General features: G+C 36.5%; 9 protein-coding genes. All 9 read right to left on the bottom strand.

The window, feature by feature from the left end; translation table 11 throughout:
• Positions 1–50: 50 nt before the first annotated feature.
• Complete coding sequence (locus tag BLQ05_RS04940; RefSeq protein WP_074460091.1) at positions 51–341, bottom strand: chaperone modulator CbpM; 291 nt, start codon at positions 339–341, stop codon at positions 51–53.
• A 5-nt stretch (positions 342–346) separates the two neighbouring features.
• On the bottom strand, positions 347–1240 hold the full coding sequence (locus BLQ05_RS04935) for a DnaJ C-terminal domain-containing protein (protein ID WP_023576597.1): 894 nt from the start codon (positions 1238–1240) through the stop codon (positions 347–349).
• A gap of 370 nt (positions 1241–1610) precedes the next feature.
• Positions 1611–2120, bottom strand: coding sequence for a hypothetical protein (locus tag BLQ05_RS04930; RefSeq protein WP_023576596.1), 510 nt, complete (start codon positions 2118–2120; stop codon positions 1611–1613).
• Between the two features lie 479 nt (positions 2121–2599).
• Entirely contained in the window at positions 2600–4390 is a 1791-nt protein-coding gene (locus BLQ05_RS04925) for a GmrSD restriction endonuclease domain-containing protein (RefSeq protein WP_023576595.1), read from the bottom strand.
• Between the two features lie 33 nt (positions 4391–4423).
• Positions 4424–5086: a DUF4339 domain-containing protein gene (locus tag BLQ05_RS04920; RefSeq protein WP_023576594.1), complete on the bottom strand. Its 663-nt coding sequence runs from the start codon at positions 5084–5086 to the stop codon at positions 4424–4426.
• 1 nt (position 5087) lies between these two features.
• Positions 5088–5849: a hypothetical protein gene (locus BLQ05_RS04915; protein WP_023576593.1), complete on the bottom strand. Its 762-nt coding sequence runs from the start codon at positions 5847–5849 to the stop codon at positions 5088–5090.
• A 6-nt stretch (positions 5850–5855) separates the two neighbouring features.
• A complete protein-coding gene (locus BLQ05_RS04910; protein ID WP_023576592.1) occupies positions 5856–7052 on the bottom strand; it encodes an AbiH family protein in 1197 nt (398 codons plus the stop codon).
• A gap of 3 nt (positions 7053–7055) precedes the next feature.
• Complete coding sequence (locus BLQ05_RS04905; RefSeq protein WP_316929300.1) at positions 7056–10241, bottom strand: type ISP restriction/modification enzyme; 3186 nt, start codon at positions 10239–10241, stop codon at positions 7056–7058.
• A 1115-nt stretch (positions 10242–11356) separates the two neighbouring features.
• Positions 11357–12106, bottom strand: coding sequence for a hypothetical protein (locus BLQ05_RS04900; protein ID WP_023576589.1), 750 nt, complete (start codon positions 12104–12106; stop codon positions 11357–11359).
• Between the last annotated feature and the right edge of the window lie 22 nt (positions 12107–12128).

Raw genomic sequence — 12128 nt, 5'->3', positions numbered from 1 at the left:
TCTTGCTTCTTGCTTCTTGCTTCTTGCTTCTTGCTTCTTGCTTCTTGCTTCTACAACCTGCCTTCCCCCCTCCTAAGCAACCGCAACTCCCGCTCCATCTCCTCCATCCGAGCCAGTAACCTACTGATAACTTCCAGCCCCTCAATGTTAATACCCAGTTCATAATGCATTCGGATGTATTTTTCCAGTGCATCTACTTGTTCGTTGGTAATATAATAATGCTCTTCCTGCTCTTCTAATTGCACCAGACCGCTTTCCTGTAATGCATACACAAAGCCGGGCGCAATCTGATGGTATTGGCAAAAAGTAATGACGGATATTTTTAGGGTGGTCTCACTCATAACGCTTATTTTCTGATGGAACGTAACTGCCCGAGCAGCTCTTTTTCTTTATCGGACAAATCTTTAGGCAGTACAACCGAATAAGTCACATACAAATCGCCATGCTCTCCTTCTTTTTTATACACCGGCAGCCCTTTGCCGCGCAGTTTGATCTTTTTATTGTTCTCGGTTTCGGGTGCAACAGGCACTTTTACCTTACCGGTTAAAGTCTCGATAATGACTTCCCCTCCCAATAATGCATCATAAAGGCTAATGGAAACGATAGTATACAAATCATTGCCTTTCACCTCAAACGCGGTATTGTTTACAATGTCAAACGTAATGTACAAATCGCCGTTAGGACCGTTGTTGTAGCCTTTACCCCCGTGACCGGCTATCTTAATGGTTTGTCCGTTAGCCACTCCGGCCGGAATGGTAATGCGTATTTTTTTACCGTTCACTTCCAATACCTGCTTTTGCGTGGTTAGAATATCGGTGAGTTGTAAGCGTAAAGTCGCCGACACATCTTGACCCTTAAATCCTTTGGTCTTCGCCCTGCCTTCTTTCCCGAACATCGAACCGAAGAAATCGGAAAACGCCTCATAATCGTGAAAGCCTTCCGCACCCTGATGGTACTGATAACCTCCACCACCTGCTTGCTGTTGCTGACGTTGCGCCGCTTCATACTGCTCGGCATGTTCCCAATGCTCTCCATACTGGTCGTATTTCTTACGCTTTTCGGGGTCACTCAACACCTCATTGGCTTCGTTGACTTCCTTAAACTTACGGGTAGCTTCCTCTTTATTGGGGTTCACATCGGGATGGTACTGTCGGGCCAGTTTCCGATAGGCTTTTTTAATCTCCTCGGCAGTAGCGGTTTTCGCAACCCCTAACACAGCATAATAGTCAATATAAGCCATAGCCCTAACTGTTGGTTTGACTTTAAATTTACAACTTTATATCTTTTAAATCAAAGGGTTACGACAAACGGCAGGTTTTTGGTGTTCTTTGGCAGAAGGTATTCCAATACACGTATTGTCATTGCGAGCGAAGCGCGGCAACCACACCCACCGTCATTGCGAGCGAAGCGCGGCAATCTCATAAAAAACAATATTTCCATTTCAAAAACCAAAACGTCCTATCGAAATTCCCCTCCTCCGGAGGGGTGCCCGTAGGGCGGGGTGGCTAAAAAACAGGTTATCGACATTCCCCCCTCGAGGGGGGCTTCGGGGGTGTAGCTCTATAATTACTCACCTATTCATAACAAAAATACATAAACCCAAAAAAATGCTACTCCGTTAAACGCGCCTGTTTCGATAAAATCAGTTCCTGTTCCATCAGCAATACTTTATGCTCGAGCTGCTCAATTCGCAATTCCAACGAATCCGAAGGATAATTTACGTTCACTGGTTTAGGAAGTAAAAGAGTGTTATTTTCATTCAGGGTTTTTATAATCTTAGTCTGCTCCGTTTTTCTGGGATCACGGGTATCCTCATAAACATCTATAAAAACAACCGAAAGCAAATAAACCAAACCAATCAACACACCAAAAAAAACAAAGAGTCTTAGAAAACGGAGCGTCACATACACCAACGTAAAAGTAAGCAACACATACAAAAGTTGTTCCCCGTGATAGGGCCAGTTCAAATCGGGTAACTCGTTAGTGTATTTGGCAACCATACTCAACGATACCCAAATACTGATAATCACAATCAGCTTGTCTACAAATGCCGAATACTTGGTAACAATACCATGCTTAGTGGGTTTAACCTGGGCTTCATTTTCAAAGGTGCTATCCATAATTTACTTTATTTTTTTAATTTCCGTTATTGTATTTCTCCCGGGCTGTCATTGCAAGCGAAGCGCGGCAATCTCATAAAAAACAATATTTCCATTTCAAAAACCAAAACGTCCTATCGAAATTCCCCTCCTCCGGAGGGGTGCCCGTAGGGCGGGGTGGCTAAAAAACAGGTTATCGACATTCCCCCCTCGAGGGGGCTTCGGGGGTGTTCCCCTACAATCACGACTCCACGTCATTGCGAGGCACGAAGCAATCTCATTTTAACTTCTTTATAAACTCAATCATCTCATCAATTACTTTCTTACGAAGATGTATTTCATACATGTCATTGTAAAACACTTTTCTATGAATAACTAAATCATTCATCTCCTCAAGTCGAGAACCTTTAAACTTAAACGGTTTACAGGAAAGAAAAAAAAGTAGAGACAATTATGCAGTAAATGAACGTTTTCAAAATCTTCTATGATAGTTTATAATATTAATATAAAATTGGTTCTGATTCGATTTCAAGACTAACAACAATATCGATATTTAATATATCACTAACTTCCTGTAAAAACCAAACACGTCTAGCTTTAACAGCATCTAGATTCCAGCTTTTGTCAAAAGTAGAATTATTGTAGTCATTAACAATATTTTGAGATATCTGAAATGAAGTAATTTTATCATCTTTATCTTGATACTTACCTTTTCCTGTATAAATACTTATTTTAGTAGAGAATGGATTATTACTACATTCAATATTTTTAGAACCACATAATAGGGTTAAGTTTCCAATACTGTTAATCCATTTGCTCGCAGTATCTTTATTAAAATGTCCCCATTCTTTAAACATTTCAAACTTTATCGGCAAAATATGTTCTAAATGTAAATCTTTGCTTAAGGGGATAAAAGCAGGTTTCTTATTGTCTGTTGAGCAATACTCTAACATGATAAGTAAAGGCTTCATCCAAGCGTTCATAGCTGCTCTCTCAGAATTTAAATTTCTTTCAACTAGATCTAAAATTTCATCATCGTCAATTTTTTTATCTAATTCCGCCAAGATAAAGTCCATACCCTTATTTTCTTTTATCCATTTAATCATGTTAAAAGATGTTTGCTTAATTTGAGATAATGTTTTACCAGCAATCCAATACAAATAATAATATCTTCTTAACTCATCTTTAAGTTTTTCAATGTCTTTGTAATTTGTATGAAAAGCAGTTAACAAAATAGTTTTCCAGTAAACACTCCATCTTATGTACCAAAGAGAATGTGTAATAACATCCTCAGCTTCCCATATTTCTTTATAATAGGATTTTGCAAAATTCATTACATCATGAATGATTTGGTTCGGGTCTTTAGTTTCGAATTCACTTTGCAGTTCGTCGTATAGCGATTTTTTTGGATTCTGCGCCAGTAAAAAATACTCATACATTATAAATAAATCATTAACATTAATGTCACAATTACTTACAGTGTTTTCCATCTCCCGCCATTCCAAAATAAATTGATTTTCCTTAATTTTTGAAGTATCCGGATCGTGAAGATATTTAGTATACAATTTTTCAAGTAAAAAACTTTTTATTAAATCAGAAGCAGTTAAATCCATTCCTCTATCATTGAGTACTTGAAATAATTTAATAGCAAACTCCCTATTTTTACAGTCGATTCTAATAATCTTTACCTGATTAAATAAGTAGTCAATTAGTTTTTCCGATTTATCATTGCCTATTTCTTCAAACTTTTCTTTAAAGATTAAAGCGGTATTAATAAACTTATATTTAGGCTCTTCGTCAATACGCACCTGATATTTGTAAGGGTGATTAAGTTTTAATGTATTCCCTTTTAAAATGTACTTTTCAAAATCGCTATTATGCTGTGCGTGTGTGTATAATTTAAGTCGATCTGATTTTCCATGTAAAGATATAGAAGCCTTAATTTCATCTATACCCACTAAATGTGGATCGTCAAATTCCTCATTGATTTTTGGAAACAAATCTCTTATTACGCAAAACATAATCATCAAGGTGGTTAAACGCTGTTGTCCATCAACCACATCAACATAAGCTGAACGCTCATTGTCTCTAGGTTTAGCTGTAATAATGGAGCCTAGAAAATAATTTTCCTCCTCATTATCAAAAGCTTCTATGATATCATCCCACAACTGTTCAACTTGTTCGCTTTCCCACTTGTAAGGTCTTTGATAAACTGGAATTTTATATAATGAATCGGCATTCCCGAATAATTCCTTTATTGATAAACTCAAAGGTTTAAATGGCTCTTCCATATTGATAATTTTATATAAATTAATTATTAAATTTTATTTAACCACGCTTCCAACTACTCTCCATCCTATCTCAGCAACATTCCGATAATTAGTAACTTTCAACTCAAATTCTTTTTGGGTTGAAGGAGAATAAAACTCATAAAGAGTATATTTCTCAGTATTGATTTCTGATCCCGTTTTACTGTAAAATACAACCTCAACAACAACATCTTTATAAGTCGTAACGGAAGCTGAATTTCGGATGAAACCTTTTATTTTAATCTTATCTCCTAAAAAATTTTCTTTGTACTCTCCGCCAGCGGATAGATAATTTAAAGGATAAGCAGCTTCCATATCTTCAGCTGTCATAAACGCTTCAACTGGTGGTGTATTTTGTTGATTATCTAAATATGCGCTAACACTTGTTAGCCCAATAATTATTACTAACGCAACACCCGCAAGTGTCATTATTCTTCCTATCCAATTTGTTTTCTTCTTAATAATGGGAGCGACAGGTTTTGATTCTGCAATTTTAGAAATAGGTGGTGGAATAACCAACATAATGCTTTTTAATTCATCAATGTTTCCGGCTTCTTTCCAATTTTCCATTCCTTCACACCAAACCTGTGTACTTTTAGTTATTCCTTTTGCTTTTAATTCATCTAAATCAAAAGGACCAATGTTTTCAGTACCATTGTGTAAGTAGTATTTTTTCATTTTAAGATAATTTTGAATTAATTTTATCTACTAAATCAAATAATTCCTCGGGTAATCCATGGTTTTGTCCACAGCTATCAGGACAACCATCAGAATGTTTTGATTTTTTGTTTTCCATTGATTTAAAGTTCCATTTAATTTTAGCACTAAAAAAATATTGAAGACTGGAATAAAAATTTAATTTAATTTGGTTATCTATATTAGAGTCATTATCAAATTTTTCATTTTCAATCATATCAATGGTATTTTGATAAAACTGGAGTAATTTATACAACTCTGTAAATTTTGGCTCTAATTCGAAAGAATCTCTTTTTAATCTACCGTAAAAAGTATTTACATTTTTAGAAAGTAAAATAAAAATAGCTTGTGAACCTTTATATTCGATATCGCGTGAACCATTTTTTTCTTCTTTATCTCTGTACATGTAAATAAAATTGTTCACTTCCTCTTTTAATATATTTATTCTTTCATTGACAAGATTAATTTTATTTCTAAAATAATCGGTTTCTTCTTGATTCTTAATCTGTTTTTGTACAATTTCATTTGCCACGATTTGAGCCTTCAAAGCCAGATAAACCAATACAGAACCAAAAAAACTAAAAAATGTCCCTAAAATTCCCCCAATAGTCGTGGCTATATCTTGAGAACTTTTATTTGGTAATACATATTTTAATGAAAGAATGAGTATTAATGATATAATTGAACAAATTATAAATACATTAATTAAAAACAGTTTTTGTTTCTTGGATAGTTTAATTTTCATAATAAACTACTTCTTTACTTGTGGTATTAAACAATCATTGTTTTTATTAACAATTTTCTTTCTCATTAATTGGTTACTATTAAAATGCCTTGATATTTCCATTGTTTTCCTTGTAAAATCATCATCATTGTAATAATAGATTTTTATTGATTTGCAGTTTTCATGTTCAAAAATTTCATTTAACATTATCCTATCTGAAAGACCACAGGAATGACCATAAATACAAACTTGGTAATCACCTGAATTTAAAAAAGAAAGTAGTTCTCTGTAATTTGGTGTCTTGAAGTATTGAAATGATTTTATATGCTCAAAAAATCGATTGTCGTTTAATTCTTCAATTTCCTTATAAACATCATCCATTTCATCACCAAAACCGAAAATTATTGAATTTTTAGTATCTTTAAAATTACCATGAATATGATTTTGAATATATGCACTGTTTTTAAAATGACCTAATAAATTTGACAACGAATCTGTATAATTAAAATTCAAAAAATAAGAATTACCTATACTTACATCATCATCTTGGTTATGTAAAAATGAAAAATCATTTTTTTCTAAATCACTTTGAAATTGAGTAAAATATACCTTAGCATCATTCTTAATAATTGCAGTGTCTATTTCAGATAAATATTTTTTTAGATAATCAATGATTAATGAAAATTCTTGATTAATGTTATCTATTAAATCTAAAGAGTCTTTTTTTAAATTATTTTTATATGTTTTAATTATTTCCTTTAAAATTTCGAAATATACCCCTTCAATATCAACCCAAAGATTATTAGATGATGAGTGAAGAATCTTTGCAAACAGGAAAGGAGCATTTTTAGTATTAATTTCAATTTCCTTTGAACTTATATATTCAAATAAATCCGAAACTTTATCAATCTTATTCAATTGATCTTTATCGTAATAAAATCTTGTACTTAATAAAACATCAAACAAACTATTAGTGCTAAATCCTTTTACATTTTTACCCTCATACTCACCCAAGAATTCAATATACCTTCCTTTGTATTTATCAAACGGTGCAATAGAAACATTAGATTCAATAGCATCAATTATGTATTTCTTTATTAGCCACAACAAAAAATCGCTATACTTGGTTTTAAGCCCTAATGCTAAATCAAAACCATTCCCGATGAGAAAAATTTTATTTATTTTAATTGTTGTTGGTTTTAATTTTACCCTTATAGCTACCATATTCTATATCTCTAAAACTTTATCAATCTCCCCCATAATCCTACCAGTCTCACTCAAAGCCACAATAATCTTCTGATAATGCAAAATATCCTCATAGCTTAGTTCTCTATCCTTACGGTCTTTTAACCATTTTTGAGCAGGTTGGTAACCACCTATGTAAAAGTTCCAAGCCACTTCGGGAACGTTGGCGAAGTATTGCGTTTCGTTTATGTAAACCTCTAGTGAACCGTCATTGCGAGCCTGCGAAGCAATCCCTGCTTTAGTGGAGATTGCTTCGTCATTCTTCCTCGCAATGACTTTGCGCACCACATTATCACCATCCTCAGGATATTGGGTAATGTATTTTTCAACGGTTGGACTTTCCAGTAAGTGAATTTGTCGCAATTCGCCACCCAAAGCTACCAACTGCCAGAAAGTTGCGGCATCGTTTGGGTAAGGCACTCTTGGGAAATCGATCTTTAAAAATTCTTTGTATTTCTCTCGGTAACTTGGAGAGTGTAGCACCGCATATATATAATCCAATAAATCTATAGGAGCAAAAGTTTGTTTGTACTCAGGGCGAACGTCTTTATCGTTGGCCAAACACACATTGCCTTCTTCTTTTTCGTTGGTAAAGGTTAAGCCTAAACTATCAGCTATTTGTTTTACGATATCCGGGTTGAGGTTTGGAATGCGAATTACTTCATTTAATAAGCTCTGTTGAGAATTATTTTCCGGATAAAGATATAGAGGAAAAACGTTTGCATTATCCAAAGATGAAGTTATGCCTTTATCAGTAATATACTTACTAATGAAAAAATTAAAAGAAGTAATATCTCTACCAATTTTCACAGCGCATAGAGCAAGATTATCTCTATTAATGAAATGTTTCATCACCTCCCCTCTGGGTGTACAATGAAATCCTCTTGAATTTCCAGTAAAATAGGTCCATTTTATATCAAAAGGACGATAAGAAATCTTTACTATTCTTTCAAAATTTGGTCCAGAATTAATTAAATCTTTTTTTGCTGTTTCGACTGTCCAATCTCTAACATCTTTTCCCAATTCAAATCTTCTTCTAGCTTCTTCACTTTCAACGGATAAAAATTCTGTAATGAGGGTTTGAACCTTTTGCTTACTTTCTTGAATTGAAAACTGATCTCTCGCAGTTGCAATTCCCATAGAGTTTGAATTAAAAAGATCAGATAAGGTAAACCCTAATCTATAATGGTCATCTACTGTATAATCTTTAGGTACAAAAAAATAAGATGGAGCTTTGTAATGTAATTCCGAGTAAGGAATAGTTGCAAATGAATTTTCTAGAAGAAAATTATATTTGTGATTTCTATTTCCGTACAAATCATAATGAAAAACCTTTCCTAACTCTTCTTTTTTGTTTTTTCTGGTTTTTACTAAAATATTAATAGAAACGCCTTGCATTATATCAAAAACATTTACGTCGGGATTACCCTCAGGAGTCAATTCTTTCTTTTTACTATTACCATGTAAGTCTATGGTGAAAATTTTATCATATGTCTTTAATAAATTCCATCGCATTCCTCTGTAAGTTGGATTGTCTAAAAAGCCGTGCGGATTAATAAAGGCTAAAATACCCTCACCGTTTTTTTCTATAAAATGCTGTCCAAAACGCATAAACTTTACATAATCATCATTTATAGCTTTGGGGTTTCTTTCATTTAATCTTTCTTTCCCTCCAGGCTCTTTTTTATAATCTTCCATCAAGTTCATAATCCACTCCCCTTTGTTAGCACTTTCCACACTATAAGGAGGATTTCCAATAACAACCATCACCGGAGCATCTCGCTTAATTCTATTTGCTTGGTCGGCTTCATCACTTAGCCAAGAACTAAAAAGCGTTGCTGTGTCAGGATGCGCTTCTTCTAAGGAATTGGTCAAAAATATTTTAAAACGTTGGTCGTCTGTTGGTTTGTAACCTGTTTCGGTTAATAGCATATCCATTTTCAGGTGCGCCATCGCATAACTCGCCATAAGTAACTCAAAACCATTCAATCTCGGGATCAGGTCGTTGGTTACATACTTGCTCCAAATCCCTTGTTGTCCTTCAAATTTCTTGTGAATGTGTTTCACTACCTCTGCTAAAAAGGTTCCGGTTCCCGTTGCCGGGTCTAGTATCTGCACTTTGTGTACTTCTACTTCCGTTTCAACCTCTTTAATTTTAGAACTCGCTCCGGTTCCGGTTTGGGTAACGGCTTTTTTCTTTATTTTGGTTTTACTCGTGTCGGCTAAACCTTGTGGTAAATTAAATTCGGTTTTTAAAATATCATCAACCGCACGAACTATAAAATTAACTACGGGTTGCGGGGTGTACCAAACGCCACGAGCCTTTCGCAATGCAGGATTATATTCTCCCAAAAACGTTTCGTAAAAATGCACTACGGGGTCTTCCTGTTTGGTGCTTTTACCAAAGTTCTTCATAATCATAGCCACATCCGAAGCCAGAAAAATGTTTACCAATTCGTCTACAATCCAAGTTAAACGGGTGTCTAAGTCAAAACCCGCAATATCTTGAAACAATTTTCTAAGGAACGGATTCGATTTCGGGATTAACTCGGCCGCTTCCATACGGGAAAATGTAGGGAGTGTCGGGTCGTGGTATCGCGCCGCAAACATACCATAGGCGATAGTTTGAGCGTATATGTCGGAGAAGGCTTTGTTGTCTATATCGTGTATCAGCATTTGCTGAAACGAAAGCATTTGCGATTTAATTTGAGAGCGTTTCCCTTCTTGGTCGTCATGGTTTAACGATTTCTCGATAACATCCGCCATTAATCGGGCTTTACCCGCCATCATTTGCGCCAGTTTGGTAGGCGATTTAATGGTTTGTGATATGGTTTCGGCAAAGTTTTTTATAAGCTGAGTGAACTGCTCGAAGTTTTCGGGTTTGGCTACAACACTTCCATTTTCAACAGCGGCAATAGCAATTTTGGTGGTGAGTTCTCCATCCTTGTAAAAATGGAAATCCATATAATCCGTAAAAATCAAATTTGTCAAACCGGCTTTGTAGCGGTCAAACTGTTCTTTTAGGGTTTTGCTACCTAAGTCTACTCCAATGTCTTTCGCTTCAATATAACCTATCGGAACATCTTTACGGGTCAAAACATAATCCGGCGCACCACAATCAACCCTAGCAGGTTCATTGGTTACCAGAACATCCGGTAAAATGGCCATGATTAGGTTTTGAAGATCACCGCGGTACGAATGCTCACGGGCGTTTCCGGTTTTATAAAGGGTATTAATCTTGTCGAGATATTGCGAAATGGTCATTATAATTGGAGCTTAATTTTAATTTTCCCAAACTTAACCATAAAAAAACACCTACACAATCACTAAATTTAGTGAGATTGCTTCATCCCTCTAAAACCGTCATTGCGAGCGAAGCGCGGAAACCCCGTCATTGCGAGCAAAGCGAAGCAAACTGCGCGGCAAACTGAGATGGCTTCGTCGTCCCGATAGCTATCGGGACTCCTCGCAATGACAATGCGGTATAAAAACAAAACCCCATACCAAACGGTACAGGGTGTCATTGCGAGCGAAGCGCGGCAAACTCGTCATTGTGAGCAAAGCGCGGCAACCCCGTCATTGCGAGCAAAGCGCGGCAAACTCGTCATTGCGAGCAAAGCGCGGCAAACTCGACAACCTCAAAACACATCATTAAGCTCGGTCAACTCAGGTTTCTTAGTATCGCTGGTAAGGAACTTTTTCGTTTTTCTCTGGTCCTTACGATGCTCCCTAATCAGATAAATCACGAGAACAATCGCAAAAAGTACAACGGTAATGATGGCTAGTATTTGCATGAGGTTATCTTTTATTAAGTTACTGATTTTAGTCCACTACACTGGATAGTGTAAGTAGAATATAAACGGGAATAGTCATCAAAATAGTATATCACTTCTATAAAATAGCAATTTAAATCGTTAAAAAACAACAACATAGCCTTCAAAAAAAAAAAAAAAAAAAAAAAAAACCATACCAAAACGGTACATGGTGTCATTGCGAGAAACTGTCATTGCGAGCGAAGCGCGGCAAACCCTCATTGCGAGCAAAGCACGGCAAACCCGTCATTGCGAGCGAAGCACAGCAAACCCGTCATTGCGAGCGCAGCGTGGCAAACTGTGCGGCAAACTGAGATTGCTTCGTCGTCCCGATAGCTATCGGGACTCCTCGCAATGACAAACACAGTAAAACAAAAACCCCATACCAAAACGGTACAGGGTGTCATTGCGAGAAACTGTCATTGCGAGCGAAACGCGGCAAACCCGTCATTGCGAGCGAAGCGCGGCAACCTAAACCACCTCCAAAATATGCAACACATTATACTCCTCATTCTTCAACGAATACTGCACCCCATTCACCTCCTGATAAAACGAAATCAGCATCAGAAAAAACTGCTGGCCCGTTGTGGTCGGTACACTGGTAGGCGTTAAAGTCACATTGGTCGGAGTTAGGTTCAAAGGCAGGTTCACCAAGTTACTGTACGCCACTTCCGATACTTCCGTACTAAAATCCAACCCCAACACCGCACACTGCAAACTCACATGCGTAGCCCCTTGCGGAAACTGTACCTGCTCTGCCGGAAGAAAACCCGTAATCTCCACCGCACCGGTAGTGGTGTTTAACGTATACGGCGCAAAAAGAACACTGTTTAAATCGGCATTCGCGTTAAAATCAAACCCACGCAACGCCTGTTTGCCTTCCGGAGTGGTAAGTCCAACAGCCACACTGCGCTTCCCCCTTGCCGAAACCGTATCCGTGTTTTTCACTCGCGACATCACACCCAATAAACGACTCGAAAGCTGACTGTCTTTCGCCTTAAAAACCATGCTTCCCAACGCTCGACGAAGTACTTTACCGCTCGAACCGCAGTGCCCGAATTCCGTATTGTTTTCCCGCGTACGCACAAAACTCGGATCATTCGAAATGCGCTCGCCCGAAACACCGCCTTTTTTGCGCACAAAATTTTTACCGTTCTTCTTATAAAAGGTCAACTCTTCTACAGTTCCCTCAATTTTAATAATACCGTTAGCCTTAGCCATAATAAATAGTTTTTTAATGATT

This window comes from Flavobacterium saliperosum (assembly GCF_900100625.1).
GTDB lineage: Bacteria > Bacteroidota > Bacteroidia > Flavobacteriales > Flavobacteriaceae > Flavobacterium > Flavobacterium saliperosum.
The sequence above is the reverse complement of the archived record's forward strand: the minus strand, read 5'-3'. Positions and strand labels throughout refer to the sequence as shown.

Coding starts and splice junctions, on each gene's coding strand:
- BLQ05_RS04940 (WP_074460091.1), bottom strand. CDS start 341: ATGAGTGAGACCACCCTAAAAATATCCGTCATTACTTTTTGCCAATAC.
- BLQ05_RS04935 (WP_023576597.1), bottom strand. CDS start 1,240: ATGGCTTATATTGACTATTATGCTGTGTTAGGGGTTGCGAAAACCGCT.
- BLQ05_RS04930 (WP_023576596.1), bottom strand. CDS start 2,120: ATGGATAGCACCTTTGAAAATGAAGCCCAGGTTAAACCCACTAAGCAT.
- BLQ05_RS04925 (WP_023576595.1), bottom strand. CDS start 4,390: ATGGAAGAGCCATTTAAACCTTTGAGTTTATCAATAAAGGAATTATTC.
- BLQ05_RS04920 (WP_023576594.1), bottom strand. CDS start 5,086: ATGAAAAAATACTACTTACACAATGGTACTGAAAACATTGGTCCTTTT.
- BLQ05_RS04915 (WP_023576593.1), bottom strand. CDS start 5,849: ATGAAAATTAAACTATCCAAGAAACAAAAACTGTTTTTAATTAATGTA.
- BLQ05_RS04910 (WP_023576592.1), bottom strand. CDS start 7,052: ATGGTAGCTATAAGGGTAAAATTAAAACCAACAACAATTAAAATAAAT.
- BLQ05_RS04905 (WP_316929300.1), bottom strand. CDS start 10,241: ATGGCCATTTTACCGGATGTTCTGGTAACCAATGAACCTGCTAGGGTT.
- BLQ05_RS04900 (WP_023576589.1), bottom strand. CDS start 12,106: ATGGCTAAGGCTAACGGTATTATTAAAATTGAGGGAACTGTAGAAGAG.